Origin of the sequence: Marinobacter salinisoli (assembly GCF_017301335.1) — a bacterium.
Lineage (GTDB): Bacteria > Pseudomonadota > Gammaproteobacteria > Pseudomonadales > Oleiphilaceae > Marinobacter > Marinobacter salinisoli.
On record NZ_CP071247.1, the window covers coordinates 1,397,620 to 1,416,336 of the forward strand.

The window sequence follows — 18,717 nt, forward strand, 5'->3', positions numbered from 1 at the left end:
ATGACCGAAGCTACCCAAACTGCCAGAACTCTGAGCGGCAAGGTCGTGAGCAACAAGATGGACAAGTCCATCGTGGTTCTGGTTGAGCGTCAGGTTAAGCACCCTCTGTACGGTAAGTACATGAAGCGCTCTACCAAGATTCACGCTCATGATGAGAATAACCAGTGCAACATCGGTGACACTGTGACCATTCAGGAAACACGCCCGGTCTCCAAGACCAAAGCGTGGGCCCTGGTGGAAGTCACCGAAGCTGCATCCAAGGTGTAATTCGCCCGGAGAACAACCATGATTCAGACTCAAACAATGCTTGAAGTCGCGGATAACAGCGGTGCGCGTCAGGTGATGTGCATTAAGGTCCTGGGCGGTTCACACCGGCGTTACGCCAGCGTTGGGGATATCATCAAGGTGACCGTTAAGGAAGCCATTCCCCGCGGTAAAGTGAAAAAAGGCCAGGTCCTGAAGGCTGTTGTGGTGCGCACTCGTAAGGGTGTCCGCCGCTCTGACGGTTCGCTGATCCGTTTCGACGGAAATGCTGCAGTACTTCTGAACAATCAGGACGCACCGATCGGTACCCGTATCTTCGGGCCGGTTACCCGTGAACTGCGTAATGAAAAGTTCATGAAAATTATTTCACTGGCACCCGAAGTACTTTAAAGGACCAGAGGCCGGTTATGAAAAAGATCAAACGAGATGACGAAGTAATCGTCACCACGGGGAAAGATAAAGGTAAACGTGGTAAAGTGCTGCGCGTTCAGGACGACGGCCGCGTGGTAGTTTCTGGGATCAACATGATCAAGAAGCATACCAAGCCTAACCCAATGCTGGGCACCCCGGGTGGTATCGTCGAAAAAGAAGCACCTATCCAGGCTTCCAATGTGGCAATTTTTAATCCGCAGACCGGCAAGGCCGATCGTGTTGGCTTCCAGGTTAAGGAAGACGGCGCCAAGGTGCGGATTTTTAAATCCACAAACGAAGCTGTCGACAACCAGTAAGCGGGGGTGGTGACGATGCTTAACATGAAAGAGCAGTACACAAAAGAAGTGGTACCCGCCCTGCAGAATGAGTTCGGTTACAAGAACGTGATGCAGGTTCCGCGTATCGAAAAGATCACCCTCAACATGGGTGTCGGCGAAGCGGTTGGCGACAAGAAGCTGATCGAGAATGCTGTCGCTGATCTTGAGCGTCTGGCAGGCCAGAAGCCTGTTGTTACCAAGGCGCGCAAGTCAGTTGCCGGCTTCAAGATCCGTGAAGGTTGGCCGATCGGCTGTAAGGTTACCCTGCGTGGCGAGCGTATGTGGGATTTCTTTGACCGTCTGGTTCACATTGCGGTTCCCCGCATTCGTGATTTCCGTGGTCTCAATCCCAAGTCGTTTGACGGCCGTGGTAACTACAGCATGGGTGTGCGTGAGCAGATCATTTTCCCGGAGATCGAGTACGACAAGGTCGACAAGATCCGTGGTCTGGACATCACCATTACCACCACTGCCGGCTCCGATGATGAAGGCCGCGAACTGTTGAAAGCCTTCGGCTTTCCGTTCAAGAAATAAAGGAACGAGTGTAATGGCTAAGGTTTCCATGAAAAACCGCGAGCTCAAGCGCGAAAAGACTGTGGCTAAGTACGCAGCCAAGCGCGCCGAGCTCAAGGCGATTATCAAGAACCCTAACTCCAGCGATGAAGACCGTTGGGACGCGCAGATGAAGCTTCAGCAGCTTCCTCGTAACGCGAGCCCGGCTCGTCTTCGGAATCGTTGCCAGGTGACTGGTCGCCCACACGGCGTTCTGCGCAAGTTCGAGCTGTCACGGATTAAACTCCGTGAATACGGCATGCGCGGTGACGTTCCGGGCCTGACCAAAGCAAGCTGGTAAGATAGGCACCCTGACTTCGGTCAGGTGCCTGTTGGTAAGCGGTGCGGCACGCCGCTGCACAACTAAAAAGATCAGGAGCCTCATACCAATGAGTATGCAAGACACGCTTGCGGATATGTTTACCCGTATCCGTAATGCACAGATGGCGTCGAAAGCTGATGTGACGATGCCGTCTTCAAAGATGAAGATCTCTGTAGCCCAGGTCCTGAAGGACGAAGGTTACGTTGAAGACTTTTCCGTTTCAGCCGACGCGAAGCCCGAGCTGACCATCACTCTCCGTTATTTCGGTGGTAAGCCCGTTATTGAAGAGATCAAGCGGGTCAGTCGTCCGAGTCTGCGCCAGTACAAAGGCGCTGGGGAACTGCCGAAAGTATCCGGTGGTCTTGGGGTCGCGATTGTCTCAACGTCCAAGGGCGTTATGACAGACCGCGCTGCACGTGCTGCCGGCGTGGGTGGCGAAGTCATCTGCACCGTATTCTAGGAGATACACATGTCCAGGGTTGCCAATAATCCTGTCGTGCTGCCTTCCGGTGTTGAGGTTAAGCTGAACGGACAGGAAATCAGTGTTAAGGGTTCCAAAGGATCCCTTCAATTGAATATCCACCAGGCGGTGGAAGTGAAGCAGGAAGAGAACGTTCTGCGCTTTGCCGCCCGCGATGGCGCAAAGCAGTCCCGCGCTCTTGCAGGTACTACTCGTGCACTGGTCAACAACATGGTGGTCGGCGTTTCCACCGGTTTCGAGCGTAAGCTCCAGCTGGTAGGCGTTGGATACCGTGCCCAGGCGCAGGGCAAGAAGCTCAATCTGACGCTGGGTTTTTCGCACCCGGTTGAGTACGAGCTGCCTGAGGGGATTACCGCTGAAACACCTTCTAATACTGAAGTCGTGATTCGCGGTATCGACAAGCAACAGGTTGGCCAGGTCGCTGCGGATGTCCGCGCTTACCGTCCGCCCGAGCCTTATAAGGGTAAGGGTGTTCGTTATGCGGATGAGCAGGTCAGACGCAAAGAAGCCAAGAAGAAATAAGGCGGGACTATGAGCGCGAATATCGAAAGAATGCGTCGCGCACGTAAAGTGCGTATGAAGATTCGTGAGCTGGGTGTCAATCGTCTGTGTGTGCATCGCACACCGCGTCACATGTACGCCCAGGTCACTACCGCAGATGGCAGCAAGGTTCTGGCATCTGCCTCCACGTTGGATAAGGAACTGCGCCAGGGTGCAACCGGTAACGTGGACGCCGCCAAGAAGGTTGGTCAGCTGATCGCTGAGCGTGCCAAGGCGGCAGGTGTTGAGCAGGTCGCATTTGACCGCTCCGGTTACCGTTATCACGGTCGTGTCCAGGCTCTTGCCGATGGCGCCCGTGAAGCTGGCTTGCAATTCTAAGAGGTGGAGAAAATGAGCGTTAACGAACAGAAGGCGCCTGAGCTCCAGGAAAGACTGGTTCAGGTGAACCGTGTCGCCAAGGTAGTTAAAGGTGGCCGTATTTTTGCCTTCACCGCACTGACCGTGGTTGGTGACGGTAAAGGACGCGTTGGTTTTGGTCGTGGTAAGGCCCGGGAAGTCCCGGTTGCTATCCAGAAGGCCATGGAAGCTGCGCGCAAGAACATGGTTGACGTCCCTCTGGACGGCAATACACTTCAGTACCCGGTTCGGGCTCAGCATAGTGGCTCCAAGGTCTACATGCAGCCGGCTTCCGAAGGTACTGGTGTTATCGCCGGCGGTGCAATGCGCGCCGTACTCGAGGTGGCGGGTGTTCAGAACGTACTGTCCAAGTGCTACGGGTCTACCAACCCGGTGAACGTGGTACGTTCCACCATCAAGGCTCTTCAGGCCATGCAGGCTCCTGAAGATATCGCAGCCAAGCGCGGGAAGACCGTGGAAGAAATCCTGGGTTGAAGTCATGGCGAACGCAAATACGATCAAAGTAACTCTGACCCGCAGCCCCATCGGCTGTCAGCCCAAGCACAAACTGTGCGTCAAGGGCCTGGGTCTTCGTAAAATCGGTCACACCGTGGAAGTGGAAGATACTCCTTCCGTTCGCGGTATGATCAACCGGGTGAATTACCTGGTTCGGGTTGAGGAGAACTAAGATGCGTCTGAACGAACTTAGTCCAGAGCCCGGTTCACGCCCAGCCGGCAAGCGCGTTGGTCGTGGTATCGGTAGTGGTCTCGGTAAAACTGGTGGTCGCGGTCATAAGGGTCTCAAGTCCCGTTCCGGCGGCTCCGTGGCTCCGGGCTTCGAGGGTGGTCAGCAGCCTTTGGCGCGCCGTCTGCCGAAATTCGGTTTTACCTCTCGCCAGCAGCGTTACGTTGCAGAGATTCGTTTGAACGAATTGGCGAAGGTTGAAGGCGATGTGGCGGATCTGGCTGCTCTGAAGAAGGCAGATATCGTTCGCGAGGAAATCCGTGAAGCCAAGGTTATCCTGTCCGGCGAGCTTAGCCGTCCAGTAACCGTGAAAGGCCTGCGGGTAACCAAGGGTGCACGCGAGGCAATTACTGCCGCGGGTGGAAAAGTCGAAGACTAAGGCGAGTCGAGGACTAAATGGCCAAGACAGCATCATTGCCTGCGGGCGCGGGAAAAGGATTGGCAGAGCTTCGGTCGAGGCTCTGGTTTGTATTCCTGGCACTGTTGGTGTACCGAATCGGTGCCCACATCCCGGTGCCAGGGATTAATCCTGACCGGCTCGCAGCCTTGTTCGAACAGAATCAGGGCACAATCCTGAGTATGTTCAACATGTTTTCCGGTGGTGCGCTTGAGCGCATGAGTATCTTCGCTCTCGGTATCATGCCGTATATCTCGGCTTCGATTATCATGCAGCTCATGACTGCGGTCAGTCCGCAGCTTGAGCAGCTGAAGAAAGAAGGTGAGGCTGGACGTCGTAAGATCAGCCAGTACACGCGGTATGGTACGGTGCTTCTCGCCCTGATTCAGGGTGCAGGTATTTCGGTTGGTTTGGCCTCGCAGGGCGTGACCTTCAACGACAGCTTCAGCTTCCACTTTGTGGCAGTTGTTTCGTTCGTGAGCGGTGCCGTCTTCATGATGTGGCTTGGTGAGCAGATCACTGAGCGCGGCGTTGGTAACGGCATCTCGCTGCTGATTTTCGCAGGGATCGTTGCCGGTCTGCCGGGTGCCATCGGCCAGACTCTGGAGCAGGCCCGCAATGGCGAAATGAGCCTGCTGGTCGTGCTTGGTATTGGTGTGTTGGCGGTTGCGGTTATTGGCTTCGTGGTATTCATGGAGCGAGGCCAGAGACGCCTGACCATCAACTACGCCAAACGCCAGCAAGGTCGCCGGGTGTTTGCTCAGCAGTCCAGCCACCTGCCTCTGAAAGTGAACATGGCCGGCGTAATCCCGCCCATTTTCGCTTCCTCTATCCTGCTGTTCCCGGCCTCAATCGGGCAGTGGTTTGGTCAGGGTGAAGGCATGGAATGGCTGAGTAATCTGTCCCAGGCGTTGGCTCCGAGTCAGCCGTTGTACATTATCCTGTTCGCAGCAGCAGTGGTTTTCTTCTGCTTCTTCTATACGGCGCTGATGTACAACCCGAAAGAAGTAGCGGATAACCTCAAGCGCTCTGGAGCGTTTATTCCGGGCATTCGTCCCGGTGATCAGACTGCCAAGTATATTGATGGCGTTCTGACCCGGTTGACCCTGTTCGGTGCTATGTATATCGCAGCAGTGTCCCTGTTCCCTCAGTTTCTGATGGTGGCCGGGAATGTCCCGTTCTATCTGGGCGGTACGTCGCTGCTGATTGTTGTAGTCGTGGTGATGGATTTCATGGCGCAGGTTCAATCTCATCTGATGTCTCATCAGTATGAGTCCCTGATGAAGAAATCCAATCTCAAGGGCTATGGACGGAACGGCTGAGCCGTTCCCCTTGGAAACTGGAGTCGACAATGAAAGTACGCGCTTCGGTAAAGAAAATTTGCCGTAACTGCAAAGTAATTCGTCGCAATGGCTCGGTCCGAGTCATCTGCACGGAGCCTCGTCACAAGCAGCGTCAGGGTTAATCCTTATCCGGAAACCTGATTGCACAAAAGGCGATCGAAATATCGGCGCTTGACTCCACGCGGGGTCAAGCGCTATTATTTCGCGCCCTTTTTGTGGCGGAAAATTCACACAGCAAAGCTTTGAACGCGGAGTAATTTGGATGGCACGTATAGCCGGTGTCAATATACCCGATAACAAACATGCTGTTATCTCGCTCACCTACATCTTTGGTGTTGGCAAGACAACAGCCCAGAAGCTTTGCGATGCAACCGGCGTTAAGCCGGACGTCAAGGTCAAAGACCTGAGCGACGAGCAGCTGGAGTCACTTCGTACTGAAGTTACCAAGCTGACTGTCGAAGGCGATCTGCGTCGTGAAGTTCAGATGAACATTAAGCGTTTGAAGGATCTCGGCTGCTTCCGTGGTCTGCGCCATCGTCATGGACTCCCTGTCCGTGGCCAGCGCACGAAGACCAACGCACGCACCCGTAAAGGTCCTCGCAAACCGATTCGCAAGTAACAGGTAGGCAAACATGGCAAAGCCAGGTACACGTACCCGTAAAAAGGTGAAAAAGACGGTTGTTGATGGCGTCGCGCACATTCACGCGTCCTTCAACAACACTATCGTGACCATTTCCGACCGTCAGGGCAACGTACTGTCCTGGGCTACCTCTGGTGGTTCCGGTTTCCGTGGGTCGCGCAAGAGTACACCTTTTGCTGCGCAGGTAGCAGCTGAAAGAGCCGGTAACGCGGCTGCTGAATACGGCCTGAAAAACCTGGATGTTGAAGTCAAGGGTCCTGGACCCGGGCGTGAATCTGCAGTTCGTGCGCTGAACGCGTGCGGCTATAAGATCACCAACATCACAGATGTGACGCCGATTCCCCATAACGGTTGTCGCCCGCCGAAAAAGCGCCGCGTCTAACACAGGAGACAGTGAATTATGGCTCGTTATATAGGCCCGAAGTGCAAGCTGTCTCGTCGTGAAGGGACAGATCTTTTTCTGAAGAGCGGTGTTCGCGCACTCGACTCCAAGTGCAACATTGAGACAAAGCCAGGCATGCACGGTGCAGGCCGCGGCCGTCTGTCCGAGTACGGCGTACAGCTTCGCGAAAAGCAGAAAGTTCGTCGCATCTACGGCGTTCTTGAGAAGCAGTTCCGTAATTATTACAAAGAGGCGGCCCGTCTGAAGGGTGCAACCGGTGAGAACCTGCTGCAACTTCTGGAAGGTCGTCTCGACAACGTTGTATACCGCATGGGCTTTGGTTCTACCCGTGCAGAATCCCGTCAGCTCGTCTCTCACAAGGCGATTCTGGTAAACGACAAGGTTGTGAATATCGCTTCCTACCAGGTCAAGCCGGGTGACGTTGTGAGTGTGCGTGAGAAGGCCAAGAATCAGCTGCGTGTTAAAGGCGCGCTGGAACTGTCTGCTAGCCGCGCACCGGTGAGCTGGGTAGAGGTCGACGCCAACAAGATGTCCGGCGTTTACAAGTCAGTACCTGAGCGTACTGAGCTGCCGAGTGACATCAATGAGAACCTCATCGTCGAGCTTTACTCCAAGTAAAGCCTAGTTAGCAACGATAGCAGATAGGGGCGTCTATGCAGCGTTCAGTACATGAGTTATTGACACCTCGTACGATTGACGTGAAGGAGTTGAGTGCCACGCGTGCCAAGGTGACGCTTGAGCCTCTGGAAAGAGGCTTCGGTCACACCCTCGGTAGCGCACTGCGCCGCATTCTCCTGTCCTCGATGCCGGGCTGCGCCATCACTGAAGCGCAGATCGACGGTGTCTTGCACGAGTACAGCGCCATTGAAGGTGTTCAGGAGGACGTCATCGAGATTCTTCTGAATCTCAAGGGCGTTGCCGTTAAGTTGGAAGGTCGGGACGACGTTGAGCTGACGCTCAACAAAAAGGGCCCGGGTGTTGTGACTGCCGGCGATATCAAGCTTGACCACGATGTCGAGATTGCCAACCCGGAGCATGAGATCTGTCACCTGAGTGAGAACGGTGAAGTGAACATGCGCCTGCGTGTTGCCCGCGGTCGCGGCTATGAGCCGGCTGATCAACGGGGTCTTGACGAGGACGAAACTCGCGCGATTGGACGCCTGCAGCTGGATGCGACATTCAGCCCGGTTCGTCGTGTGGCTTACGCCGTGGAAAGTGCACGGGTAGAGCAGCGCACCGACCTGGACAAGCTGGTAATTGACCTGGAGACCAATGGCACGATCGATCCGGAAGAAGCAATTCGCCGGGCCGCGACCATCCTCCAGCAGCAATTGGCGGTGTTTGTCGATTTCGATCATGAGAAAGAGCCTGAGCGAGTAGAGGAAGAGGAAGAGATCGATCCGATTCTGCTGCGCCCGGTGGATGATCTGGAATTGACAGTGCGTTCAGCTAACTGCTTGAAGGCGGAAAATATTTACTACATCGGCGATCTGATTCAGCGCACTGAAGTTGAGCTGCTGAAGACGCCTAACCTGGGTAAAAAGTCGCTGACCGAGATCAAGGACGTTCTGGCGTCCCGTGGTTTGTCTCTGGGCATGCGTCTTGATAACTGGCCGCCGGCGAGCCTTCGTGGCGACGACCGGGTTCTGGGCGGTTAATCGCCGATTAGTTTAAGGTAAGGAATCAGAGCAATGCGTCATCGTAAGAGTGGTCGTAAGTTCAGTCGGACCAGCGCGCATCGCAAAGCCATGTTTCGTAACATGACTGCGTCGCTGGTTGAACACGAGCTGATCAAAACAACGCTGCCGAAAGCCAAAGAGCTTCGTCGGGTGGCTGAGCCTTTGATCACGCTGTCTAAAAATGATTCGGTTGCAAACCGTCGTTTGGCGTTCGCGCGCCTGCGTAGCGACGAAGCGGTTGCCAAGCTCTTCGACGAGCTGGGCCCGCGTTACAGCGACCGTCCTGGCGGTTATCTTCGTATCCTGAAGTGTGGCTTCCGTGCAGGCGACAATGCCCCGATGGCATTCGTTGAGCTGGTAGGTCGTCCGCTGGATATCGAAGCGGAAGAGGTGGACGAAGACGAGGCGTAAGTGCTTCGGCTTTGGCCAACGAAAAAACCGGGTTCCGAAAGGTTCCCGGTTTTTTTGTGTCTGGAGTTTGGTTCTGTCCGCTGGGGCGGAGGGGGTAAGTGTTTTTTAAGGCAAAAGTAACTCGCTGCGCTCAGACAGCTTTTTCCTTAAAAAACACTTACCCCCTCCACTTCACATCGAGTGTTTAAGGCCGAAACGAAAGCTTGCCTCGGGGTCTGGGTGGCCTTTCTGCCGGAAAAATGTGTCTGAGCGAAGCGCGTTATTTTTCCAGAAGAAAGGCTATCCAGATCCCGTACTCCCCTGACAGCAAGCCTGCCGCCAGAGCTTATTTCGACAGCATCGGCTTCAAATACCGCCCAGTATGTGAGCGTTTATTTTCCGAAACCTCCTCCGGGGTTCCCTCAGCAATTATCTGTCCGCCGCCAGAACCACCCTCCGGCCCGAGATCCACGATCCAGTCGGCGGTCTTGATGACATCCAGATTGTGCTCAATCACGACAATAGTGTTGCCGTGATCCCGCAGTCGTTCCAGAACGTTCAATAGTTGCTGGATATCGTAGAAATGCAGGCCAGTCGTCGGCTCGTCCAGGATGTACAGGGTTTTGCCGGTATCCCGCTTGGATAGCTCCTTGGCCAGCTTTACACGTTGGGCCTCACCGCCGGAGAGGGTTACCGCGCTCTGGCCGAGGCGAATATAGGACAGGCCTACGTCGATCAGGGTCTGAAGCTTGCGAGCGATGAATGGCACGGCGTCGAAGAACTCCCGACCTTCTTCCACGGTCATTTCCAGAACTTCGTGGATGTTCTTGCCTTTATAACGGACTTCGAGAGTTTCTCGATTGTAGCGCTTGCCTTTGCAGACATCGCAGGGGACGTAGACATCCGGCAGAAAGTGCATTTCAACCTTGATGACGCCATCACCCTGACAGGCTTCGCAGCGCCCCCCTTTGACGTTGAAGGAAAAGCGCCCGGGTTTGTAGCCCCGTGATCGGGCCTCTTGTGTCCCGGCAAACAACTCCCGGATAGGGGTGAACAGTCCGGTATAGGTCGCCGGGTTGGAGCGTGGTGTCCGGCCAATGGGGCTCTGGTCGATATCGATCACTTTGTCGAGATGATCCAGACCTTTCAGGTTGCCGTGGGGTGCCGCGCTCAGGCTAGTGGCCTTGTTCAGCTTGGTGGCTGCCACTGGGTACAGGGTGCTGTTGATTAGCGTGGACTTGCCCGAGCCGGAGACGCCGGTGACGCAGGTCATTACCCCGAGCGGGATCTTCAATGTCACGTCTTGCAGGTTGTTGCCCGTCGCGCCGGTTAAGGTGAGAGATTTTCCGGAGCCTTTGTTGCGCTCAGCGGGTATCGCGATTTCCTTGGTGCCATTGAGGTACTGGCCGGTGAGGGAATCCGGATTGTCCAGAATCTGCTGGGGAGTACCCTGGGCGATGACCTGGCCACCGTGCACCCCGGCGCCTGGGCCAATATCAATGATGTGGTCGGCGGCGCGGATGGCGTCTTCGTCGTGCTCTACCACGATGACTGTGTTGCCGAGGTCGCGGAGGTGGGTCAGGGTTGCCAGCAGTCGGTCGTTATCCCTTTGGTGCAGGCCGATGGAGGGCTCGTCGAGTATGTACATGACGCCCACGAGGCCAGCCCCGATCTGGCTGGCCAGTCGGATCCGCTGGGCTTCGCCGCCGGACAAGGTGTCGGCGCTGCGTTCGAGAGTGAGGTACTCAAGCCCTACGTTGACCAGAAACTGCAGGCGCTGGCGAATTTCTTTCAGGATCTTTTCCGCAATCTCGCCCTTGCGCCCCGGCAAGGCGAGAGCGTCAAAGTAGTCGTGTGCCTCGCCCACTGGCAATCGGGTGACGTCCGCCAGGTTGTTGTCTTCGATGAACACGTGGCGGGCGCTTCTCCGCAGGCGCGAGCCGCCGCAATCCTTGCACGGCTGGGTGCTCAGGTTACGAGCAAGCTCCTCCCGCACGCTCTGGGAATCGGTTTCCCGGTAACGGCGCTCCAGGTTTGGAAGGATGCCTTCGAACGGGTGGGCCTTTTCCATGATATGGCCGCGGGAATTCACGTAGCGGAAGGAAATCGGTTCATTGCCCGAGCCGTTTAGAAGGGCACTCTGGAAATCTTCGGGCAGGTCGGCCCAGGGTGTTTCCAGATCGACGCCGTAATGCTCGGCGACCGACGTCAGCATTTGAAAGTAGTATACGGCTCTGCGGTCCCAGCCCTTGATGGCGCCGGCGGCCAGTGTGGCCTCGGGATGCTGGATGATTTTGTCAGGGTCGAAGAACTGGCGCACCCCCAAGCCGTCGCACGTGGGACACGCCCCTGCGGGGTTGTTGAATGAAAAGATCCTCGGTTCCAGTTCGCTGAGTGCGTAGCCGCATTGGGTGCAGGCATAGCGGGCAGAGCAAATATGCTCTTCGCCATCGCCGGTCATTGGCGCGACGATGGCAATCCCATCGGCCATTTCCAGCGCGGTTTCAAAGCTTTCCGCCAGGCGCTGCTCGAGTCCGGTTTTGACTTTGAAGCGGTCTACCACCACATCGATCTGGTGCTTGCGCTTTTTGTCGAGGGCGGGCACATCGTCGATATCGTAGACGGTGCCGTCGACCCGGAGCCGAATAAAGCCCTGGCTCTTCATGGTTTCGATGACCTGGTGATGCTCGCCTTTGCGGTCGCGGATCACCGGCGCGAGAATCATCAGCTTACTGTCTGCCGGCATGGCAAGTACCTGGTCCACCATCTGGCTGATGGTCTGGGCTTCCAGAGGCTGGCCGTGGTCCGGGCAGCGGGGTTCACCGGCGCGGGCAAAAAGAAGGCGCAAGTAATCGTAGATTTCGGTGATGGTGCCGACGGTAGAGCGGGGGTTATGGGAGGTGGATTTCTGTTCGATGGAGATCGCCGGCGACAGGCCTTCTATATGGTCGACATCGGGCTTTTCCATCATCGACAGAAACTGGCGCGCGTAGGTCGACAGTGATTCCACGTAGCGACGCTGCCCCTCGGCATAAAGGGTGTCGAACGCGAGAGACGATTTGCCTGAACCGGACAGCCCGGTCACCACGATCAGCTTGTCCCGCGGCAGATCCAGGTCGATATTCTTCAGGTTGTGGGTGCGTGCGCCCTTGATCTGAATACGGTCCATAACACCTCGCTCAGAGAAAAAACGGAAATTATAACGCGTTCACCGGGTGACAGCGAAAGCACAGTGGTTCTCGGGTTGTTATCCGGTGCCGAGGCGGATTGGCTTCTGCTACAATGCGCCGCCTGCAACGGCTGCTCTTTTGTGCAGCTCGCGTTTCAACCCGGCTTTGGTGGCATTTTCATGAATACCCTGGAAAGACGATCGGTAGCGGCCCTCGCGTCTGTGTACGCCATGCGTATGCTGGGTTTGTTCATGGTCATGCCCGTATTTGTGCTGCTGGGAAATGATCTTCAGGGGGCAACCCCGGCACTGCTCGGATTTGCCATTGGCGCCTACGGTCTGAGTCAGGCCCTGCTCCAGATCCCGTTTGGATTGTTGTCCGATCGGGTTGGCCGCAAGCGCATGATCTACATCGGGCTGGTCCTGTTTGCCGCGGGCAGCCTGCTCGCCGGTTCGGCTGATTCCATATACGTTGTGATTGTCGGTCGGATTCTTCAGGGCGCCGGTGCCATCGCCAGCGTGTTGATGGCGTTGCTCAGTGACCTGACCCGGGAGGAAGAGCGCACCAAGGCCATGGCGACGGTCGGGATTTCGATTGGCTTGTCGTTTTCTGTGTCGCTGGTGCTTGGCCCCCTGCTGGGCAGTATCTGGGGCCTGTCGGGTATCTTCTATGCGACGGCCGCACTGGCAGTGCTGGCCTTGGTGATTGTGCACCGGCTCGTGCCGACCCCCCACCAGCACAAGATCAGCGCCGATACCCATCCCGCCAAAGAGATGCTGAGCACCGTGCTCGCGGATGGGCGTCTTGTCCGGCTCGATTTCGGCATCTTTGCGCTGCATTTCGTGCTGACCGCGCTGTTTCTGTTATTCCCGTCCGTTCTGCAAAATCAGCTGGGATTGCCCAGTGAATCCCATTGGTGGTTTTACCTCAGCGTGATGGTAACGTCGTTTTTTGCCATGGTGCCTTTCATCATCCTCGGCGAGAAAAAGCGCAAGATGAAACCCGTTCTGTGCGGCGCCATTGGCTTGCTGACTCTGGCCACCGCCGGGCTGGCGTCGGCCACCAGCGGGCTGGTCACGGCCTGGGTTGTGCTGTTTGCGTTTTTCATGGCATTCAATCTGCTTGAGGCCAGTCTGCCCTCCCTGATCAGCAAGGAAGCTCCGGCGGCCAGCAAGGGTACTGCGATGGGGGTGTATTCCACGTCCCAGTTCTTTGGTGCATTTCTGGGCGGGGCGCTTGGCGGGGTGCTGCTCGAGGGCGTCGGTTTTGCCGGGGTGCTCTGGCTGATGGTCGGGCTACTGGCGCTCTGGTTGCTGGTGGCACTGACGATGCCGGCCCCGGGATACACGACCAGTTTCGTGGTACAGTTGCAGCAAGTGGTTGGTGACCAGTACGACCAGATCGACGATCGGCTTCGGCAGTTGCCCGGCGTACAGGATGTGGTGATTGTTGAAGAGGCGGCGACGGCTTATTTAAAGGTTGATCGCCAGCAGTTTGATGAGGCGCTACTGGCGGACGTTGCATTTGTTCGCCAGGGTGGCGGTTCTTAAATTTGAACGCCCGATTTTCCCGGGATACTCAGTCAGGAGCAGAGCATGGCACGAGGTGTAAACAAAGTTATTCTCATTGGGAACCTTGGGCAGGATCCTGAAACCCGCTATACCCCGAATGGCAATGCCGTGGTGAACCTCAACCTGGCGACAGACGAGAGCTACAAGGATCGTCAGACCGGCCAGATGGTTCCCAAAACCGAATGGCACCGTATTGTCATGTTCGGCAAGATCGCTGAAGTGGCGGGTCAATACCTGCGCAAGGGCTCCAAGGTCTATATCGAAGGCAAGCTGCAGACCCGTAAGTGGCAGGATCAGAGTGGCCAGGATCGTTACACCACGGAAGTGGTTGTCGACATCAACGGCCAGATGCAGATGCTGGATAGCCGTGGTGAAGGTGGTGGCATGGGGCAGGGCGCGCCGGCAGGTCGTCCGCAGCAAGCCAACTACAACGCACCGCCGGCCAGCCAGCAGGGTGCGCAGCAACCGGCCGGCGGCGGCTACAGCCAGCCCGGTCAGCCAGCCCAGGGTGGCAGCATGCCTGAGCCGGTCGATGATTTTGACGACGATATTCCCTTCTGATGCGGGTTTTCTAACGCGCTCGAAGTGCTTTCGAAAAAGCCCCGTTGAACGGGGCTTTTTTATGTCTTGTGCTCGAGCCGGGGGGGGGTTGGGGCTTTGTTACGGCTCTGCAAAAAAATGTGAAAATGTTCACAAAAAATGGAGTCTATAGTGCTTTCTCATTTATTATGTAAGCCAATGTAAAAACTGCTGAAATTTCAATCAGAACCACTAGAATCTGGGCAAACATCGGCCTTTTCCCCTAGCAGGACTCCATGACCACACGCTCCATGTTTTCAAGGCTTGCCGGACTGCTGAACAGGGCTGGCGGGCGCCGCTCGCACGTTTGTCTGGAAGTGCGGCCCGATGGCATTGCCTGGGCTGCCGTGGCCAGCGGCGCATCGCCGGCCTCCGGTTTTGTCGAGTGCATGCCGGCCAAACGGCTTCAGACACTGCAGGGACTGGTGGATCAGCGTAACTGGAGTGGCGCCAGAACCACTCTGGTGCTGCCGCTGGATCAGTATCAGGTGTTCCAGATGGAGCGGCCTGAAGGTGTCGATGAATCCGAGCTCGCTGATGCCCTGAAATGGAAGCTGAAGGATTTTCTGGATTTCCCCCCTTCCGACGCCGTTTCCGACGTATTCCCGTTTCCCGAAGACGCCTCACGTGGCCGAGGCGCGCTGGTCAACGTGGTGTCGGCCCGCAAGTCGCTGGTTCAGGAGCTGGTTACTCTGGTTCGTGACACCGGGCTTGAACTGGTAACGATCGATATTGCCGAACTGGCCCTGCGTAACTTGGTGAGTGTGCTGGATCAGAACGGCCGCGGCGCTGCACTGGTTCATCTGCGGGACGGGTACGGTCAGATGGTGGTGTGCCGGAAGGATACGCTTTACCTGTCCCGGCGCCTCGATGTCGCCGCCAACGATCTGATGGATGTGGCTCGTCAGGAGAACGCTGTTCAATCGCTGGCGCTGGAGATGCAGCGATCGCTTGATTATTACGAGAGCCAGTTGGGTCAGGTGCCTCCGGCGACGATTCAGATGGTGGCCCGGGACAAGTCATTGCCGCTGGCTTCGATGGTCTCCTCGTACGTGGCGGCAAGTGTCCAGATGCTGGACTGGTCATCGCTGGGGGCGGAAGCAAACATGGATAGCCGATGCCTGCCGGCCTGGAGTGCCGCGCTGCCGATGGCTGGAGGTGAGCGCTCATGACCCAGGCCGTCAACCTGTACACCGAGGAGCTCCGTCCTCGTCGTGAGAGCCTGCAGGCCAGCACGCTGATTGTTTTACTGGGTCTGTTGATTGTCAGCCTGGTCATGGTCAGTGGCATGACCCATTACCAGGCAGCCCAGCTGCAACAGCGCCTCGATTCGATGGCATCGAGTAATCAGGGCATCGAACAGAATATTGCGCGGCTGAGCAACGCGGTCGAGGCACGCCGTCCCTCGCCGGAAGTGCGGGAAGCGTTGATCGCAATCACCGATCAGCTTGCCCGCCGGCAGCGGTTACTGGAAAAGGTGGAAGGCCTGGTGCTGGGCAGTGGCGAACGCTTCTCTCCGAAAATGGCCGCCCTCGCGCGCCAGATTCCGGATGATGTCTGGCTGACCGGGGTGTGGCTGAGCGCAGAACAATCGCAGGTGGCCCTGGAAGGCCGTGCCCGCTCTGGCTCACTGGTGCCGTCCTATCTGCAAAATCTGGGCGATGAGCCGGCGTTCAGCGGCAAGACCTTCGGTGCCTTCCGGTTGTCGCGCCCTGAAAACGAGCGGGGAATCCGTTTTCGCGTGGCCACCGACCGCAACAGGGAGGACAGCTGATGGCCAATTCCTGGCAAGCTTCCGTGAAACAGGCTGCGGACTGGTTTAACGCGCGCCCCCTGCGGGAGCGGGGCCTGATCACGGTGACGGTACTGATCGCCACCCTGTTCGTTGGCTGGGAACTGAGCGTTACCCCGGCGTTGAAGAGCAAAGACGTGCTGGAAGACCGGCTTGAGGTGTTGTCCTCAACCCGCGAACGCCTGCTGATGCAGCAGCAGACGCTGAATGAACAGCTCGCGACCGATCCGTCACAGGCGTTGCGTAATGAGCTGGCTGGCCGTCAGGCCAGACTGGAACGGCTGGAGCAACAGATTGCCGACTCCACCGCCAAACTCATTGCACCCAAAGCCATGGTGTCCCTGCTCAAGGACATGCTGTCCGCGCAGCAGTCCCTGGGGCTGGAATCGCTGGAATTGAAAGCGCCCGAGCCGGTTTTTGCGCCCGCGACCGGCGATGCGGACGACGGGCAGCCGGCGAATGCCGAGCCGCTTCTGTACGCGCACGATGTCGAATTGAAAATTCGAGGCAGCTATCTGGATGTTCTGGCGTACCTTGAACGCCTGGAATCACTGGATGAGCGGCTGGGTTGGGTGACGTTTGAATACGACGCCAATAGCTGGCCGGCCGGTGAAGCGGTTGTCCGGGTTCGGACATTGAGTCTCGAACCCGTCTGGTTGGGAGTGTGAAATGAACCGGTGTATCCGCCCTGAATCCGTCAGCCTGATGGCGTTGCTGCTGGCCGGTCTTTTTACCTTTTCAGCGCCGGCAATGGCGCTGAAGGATCCCACTCGTCCACCCGGGTTTGACAATGCACCGGCGAAAGCCGCCCCCAGGACCAGTCTTGCCCTGCAATCCATCCTGGTGGGCAATGGCCGCAAAGTGGCGGTGATCAACGGAGAGCCTCGGGCAGAAGGCCAGGCCTTCGGTGATATCCGGGTTCGGCGCATCCTCCGGGATCGGGTCGAGGTGCTGGATCATGGGCGACTCCGGACGCTTTACCTTGAGCCGCTTCCGCAGGTGCGGAGGACTCAATGAGACAACAACAGGCAATCATGACCACGATGAAACCTCTGGCCGTCGCACTGCTGGCGGGCACGCTGGCGGCGTGCAGCAACAACCCGCTGATGCGCTCATCCACCGCCACCTCGACCGACGTTGCGGAAGCCATTGATCAGAGCCTCGCGACCGCCGAAGCGCAGGCCGCCGCCAGGCCGGCTCAACCGGCCGCTTCGTCGGGGCTGCCCGCGAATATCAGCGCCGCCTTGCTGCCGCCCCTGTCACCGAGCCAGGACCTGGAAGAGCGATTTGATGTGAATGCCAGCTCCATCGCAGCGGGCAGTTTCTTCGAATCGCTGGTGGAGGGAACTCGCTACAATGTGGTGGTTCATCCGGACGTGGATGCCGTGATTGATCTGCGCCTGCGGGATGTTACTGTGCCCGAGGTGATGGAAATTGCCGCTGACCTGTATGGCCTGGATATTCAGCGCAGCGGCCGTCTGTTCCGGGTAAAAGCCGACCTGATCCAGACCCGGATCTTCCCGATCGATTACCTGCACTTCAAGCGCAAGGGCGGCTCGGAGACGCGGGTCAGCTCCGGTCAGGTCACCAACACCTCAAGCAGTGGCAATGGTGTCAGCGGCTCCGGGGATAACCGGGGCCGGGCCGGAACCACAATGGCCGGAACCACGATCTCCACCGAAACCGAATCCAACTTCTGGCTCGATATCCGTGATGCCGTCACCATGATCGTCGGCACCAGCGACAGTCGCCAGGTAATCGTGAACCCGGGTGCGGGCCTGGTGATGGTCCGTGCCGGCGGTGAAGAACTGCGGCTGGTGGAAGAGTACCTGCGTCGTACCGAGTTGATTATGCAGCGCCAGGTGGTGCTGGAAGCGAAGATTCTGGAAATCATTCTGGATGAGGGCTACCAGCAGGGCATCAACTGGTCTGACCTGCAAAGTGGCAGCAGCATCGTTGCCTCCGACGGCCTGCCGGAGAACTTCACCGCACAGGCATTGGCCGGGCAGGCGATTCGTACCTCCGACATTGGTGGCCTGTTCTCGGCCAGTGTTCGCGCCGGTGATTTCACGGCACTGATTGAACTGCTGGGTGAGCAGGGCAACGTGCAGATCCTGTCCAGTCCGCGGATCTCTACCGTCAACAACCAGAAGGCCGTGATCAAAGTAGGGACGGACGAATTTTTTGTCACCGACATCGACTTTGAAGACGACAATTCCTCGATCACCGGGTCAGACAGCACGTCCACGTCGGTGGAGCTGACCCCGTTCTTTTCGGGCATTTCCCTGGACGTGACCCCCCAGATTTCCGACAGCGGCAGCATTACCCTGCACGTTCACCCCTCGGTCAGCGACGTGAACGATCAGGAAAAGATCATCACCATCGGCGAGCGGGACGTGACCCTGCCGCTGGCAATCAGCACCGTGCGTGAAACCGACAGCGTGATCCGGGCCGAGAGCGGCCAGATCGTGGTGATTGGTGGGCTGATCCAGAACACCAGCGAAGACTCGAATTCCGCGGTGCCTTTCTTCAGCGATATCCCGCTGGTGGGGGAGCTGTTCAAACAGCGTAAGTTCCAGTCCCGCAAGAGCGAACTGGTGATCCTGCTGCGGCCGGTGGTGGCCTCGGCAGAGCAGATGAATGCTGATGTGTCGGCCAGCCGGGAGCGGATGAATGTGCTCCGGGAAGTGTTGCAGTCCTCTGGATCCGTGACGCCGGAACCCGAACGAGCCGTTCGCTGACT

The 18,717-nt window shown here is 57.2% G+C and carries 26 protein-coding genes; 25 read left to right on the top strand and 1 reads right to left on the bottom strand.

Annotated elements, in window-relative coordinates; all coding sequences use genetic code 11:
- From rpsQ to rplQ, 18 genes are all read left to right on the top strand, one after another.
- On the top strand, nt 1-267 hold the full coding sequence (gene rpsQ, locus LPB19_RS06340; protein ID WP_206645235.1) for a 30S ribosomal protein S17: 267 nt from the start codon (nt 1-3) through the stop codon (nt 265-267).
- 18 nt (nt 268-285) lie between these two features.
- A complete protein-coding gene (gene rplN, locus LPB19_RS06345) occupies nt 286-654 on the top strand; it encodes a 50S ribosomal protein L14 (RefSeq protein WP_206645236.1) in 369 nt (122 codons plus the stop codon).
- Between the two features lie 17 nt (nt 655-671).
- Nucleotides 672-992 (top strand): 50S ribosomal protein L24, encoded by a 321-nt coding sequence (gene rplX / locus LPB19_RS06350; RefSeq protein WP_206645237.1) that lies wholly within the window; start codon nt 672-674, stop codon nt 990-992.
- 15 nt (nt 993-1,007) lie between these two features.
- Nucleotides 1,008-1,547, top strand: a complete 540-nt coding sequence (gene rplE, locus LPB19_RS06355) for a 50S ribosomal protein L5 (RefSeq protein ID WP_206645238.1) — start codon at nt 1,008-1,010, stop codon at nt 1,545-1,547.
- 13 nt (nt 1,548-1,560) lie between these two features.
- On the top strand, nt 1,561-1,866 hold the full coding sequence (gene rpsN / locus LPB19_RS06360) for a 30S ribosomal protein S14 (protein ID WP_206645239.1): 306 nt from the start codon (nt 1,561-1,563) through the stop codon (nt 1,864-1,866).
- A gap of 88 nt (nt 1,867-1,954) precedes the next feature.
- Complete coding sequence (gene rpsH, locus LPB19_RS06365; protein ID WP_206645240.1) at nt 1,955-2,347, top strand: 30S ribosomal protein S8; 393 nt, start codon at nt 1,955-1,957, stop codon at nt 2,345-2,347.
- Nucleotides 2,348-2,356: 9 nt separating this feature from the next.
- Nucleotides 2,357-2,890 (top strand): 50S ribosomal protein L6, encoded by a 534-nt coding sequence (rplF, locus tag LPB19_RS06370; RefSeq protein ID WP_206645241.1) that lies wholly within the window; start codon nt 2,357-2,359, stop codon nt 2,888-2,890.
- Nucleotides 2,891-2,899: 9 nt separating this feature from the next.
- Nucleotides 2,900-3,247, top strand: coding sequence for a 50S ribosomal protein L18 (rplR, locus tag LPB19_RS06375; protein WP_206645242.1), 348 nt, complete (start codon nt 2,900-2,902; stop codon nt 3,245-3,247).
- Between the two features lie 12 nt (nt 3,248-3,259).
- Nucleotides 3,260-3,760, top strand: coding sequence for a 30S ribosomal protein S5 (gene rpsE / locus LPB19_RS06380; protein ID WP_206645243.1), 501 nt, complete (start codon nt 3,260-3,262; stop codon nt 3,758-3,760).
- A gap of 4 nt (nt 3,761-3,764) precedes the next feature.
- On the top strand, nt 3,765-3,953 hold the full coding sequence (gene rpmD, locus LPB19_RS06385) for a 50S ribosomal protein L30 (protein ID WP_029655317.1): 189 nt from the start codon (nt 3,765-3,767) through the stop codon (nt 3,951-3,953).
- Between the two features lies 1 nt (nt 3,954).
- Nucleotides 3,955-4,389 (top strand): 50S ribosomal protein L15, encoded by a 435-nt coding sequence (rplO, locus tag LPB19_RS06390; RefSeq protein WP_206645244.1) that lies wholly within the window; start codon nt 3,955-3,957, stop codon nt 4,387-4,389.
- Between the two features lie 17 nt (nt 4,390-4,406).
- The gene (gene secY, locus LPB19_RS06395) at nt 4,407-5,729 is read left to right on the top strand and encodes a preprotein translocase subunit SecY (RefSeq protein WP_206645245.1); all 1,323 of its coding nucleotides are present in this window, start codon (nt 4,407-4,409) and stop codon (nt 5,727-5,729) included.
- 29 nt (nt 5,730-5,758) lie between these two features.
- Nucleotides 5,759-5,872, top strand: coding sequence for a 50S ribosomal protein L36 (rpmJ, locus tag LPB19_RS06400; RefSeq protein ID WP_004580765.1), 114 nt, complete (start codon nt 5,759-5,761; stop codon nt 5,870-5,872).
- 140 nt (nt 5,873-6,012) lie between these two features.
- Nucleotides 6,013-6,369, top strand: a complete 357-nt coding sequence (gene rpsM, locus LPB19_RS06405; RefSeq protein ID WP_206645246.1) for a 30S ribosomal protein S13 — start codon at nt 6,013-6,015, stop codon at nt 6,367-6,369.
- Nucleotides 6,370-6,382: 13 nt separating this feature from the next.
- Nucleotides 6,383-6,772 carry a 30S ribosomal protein S11 gene (gene rpsK / locus LPB19_RS06410; protein ID WP_007153992.1) on the top strand — a complete coding sequence of 130 codons (390 nt, stop codon included), beginning with the start codon at nt 6,383-6,385 and terminating at the stop codon, nt 6,770-6,772.
- A gap of 18 nt (nt 6,773-6,790) precedes the next feature.
- Nucleotides 6,791-7,411 carry a 30S ribosomal protein S4 gene (gene rpsD / locus LPB19_RS06415; protein WP_206645247.1) on the top strand — a complete coding sequence of 207 codons (621 nt, stop codon included), beginning with the start codon at nt 6,791-6,793 and terminating at the stop codon, nt 7,409-7,411.
- Nucleotides 7,412-7,446: 35 nt separating this feature from the next.
- Nucleotides 7,447-8,451: a DNA-directed RNA polymerase subunit alpha gene (locus LPB19_RS06420; protein ID WP_206645248.1), complete on the top strand. Its 1,005-nt coding sequence runs from the start codon at nt 7,447-7,449 to the stop codon at nt 8,449-8,451.
- Between the two features lie 33 nt (nt 8,452-8,484).
- On the top strand, nt 8,485-8,883 hold the full coding sequence (gene rplQ, locus LPB19_RS06425; protein WP_206645249.1) for a 50S ribosomal protein L17: 399 nt from the start codon (nt 8,485-8,487) through the stop codon (nt 8,881-8,883).
- A gap of 325 nt (nt 8,884-9,208) precedes the next feature.
- Here rplQ and uvrA read toward each other — a convergent pair whose 3' ends face one another.
- The gene (gene uvrA / locus LPB19_RS06430; protein ID WP_206645250.1) at nt 9,209-12,031 is read right to left on the bottom strand and encodes an excinuclease ABC subunit UvrA; all 2,823 of its coding nucleotides are present in this window, start codon (nt 12,029-12,031) and stop codon (nt 9,209-9,211) included.
- 180 nt (nt 12,032-12,211) lie between these two features.
- Between uvrA and LPB19_RS06435 the strand changes: the two genes are divergently transcribed.
- The 7 genes from LPB19_RS06435 (at nt 12,212) to mshL (ending at nt 18,715) form a co-directional block, all read left to right on the top strand.
- Complete coding sequence (locus tag LPB19_RS06435) at nt 12,212-13,582, top strand: MFS transporter (RefSeq protein WP_206645251.1); 1,371 nt, start codon at nt 12,212-12,214, stop codon at nt 13,580-13,582.
- Nucleotides 13,583-13,627: 45 nt separating this feature from the next.
- Entirely contained in the window at nt 13,628-14,164 is a 537-nt protein-coding gene (ssb, locus tag LPB19_RS06440; protein ID WP_206645252.1) for a single-stranded DNA-binding protein, read from the top strand.
- 254 nt (nt 14,165-14,418) lie between these two features.
- Entirely contained in the window at nt 14,419-15,354 is a 936-nt protein-coding gene (locus LPB19_RS06445) for a type IV pilus biogenesis protein PilM (protein ID WP_206645253.1), read from the top strand.
- Nucleotides 15,351-15,956 carry a PilN domain-containing protein gene (locus tag LPB19_RS06450; RefSeq protein WP_228289229.1) on the top strand — a complete coding sequence of 202 codons (606 nt, stop codon included), beginning with the start codon at nt 15,351-15,353 and terminating at the stop codon, nt 15,954-15,956. Before LPB19_RS06445 ends, LPB19_RS06450 begins: the two co-directional genes overlap by 4 nt.
- Complete coding sequence (locus LPB19_RS06455) at nt 15,956-16,642, top strand: type II secretion system protein M (protein WP_206645254.1); 687 nt, start codon at nt 15,956-15,958, stop codon at nt 16,640-16,642. The genes LPB19_RS06450 and LPB19_RS06455 overlap by 1 nt, the downstream gene beginning before the upstream one ends.
- Nucleotide 16,643: 1 nt before the next feature.
- The gene (locus LPB19_RS06460; protein WP_228289230.1) at nt 16,644-16,991 is read left to right on the top strand and encodes a hypothetical protein; all 348 of its coding nucleotides are present in this window, start codon (nt 16,644-16,646) and stop codon (nt 16,989-16,991) included.
- Nucleotides 16,988-18,715: a pilus (MSHA type) biogenesis protein MshL gene (mshL, locus tag LPB19_RS06465; protein WP_228289231.1), complete on the top strand. Its 1,728-nt coding sequence runs from the start codon at nt 16,988-16,990 to the stop codon at nt 18,713-18,715. The genes LPB19_RS06460 and mshL overlap by 4 nt, the downstream gene beginning before the upstream one ends.
- The last annotated feature ends 2 nt before the right edge of the window (nt 18,716-18,717 follow it).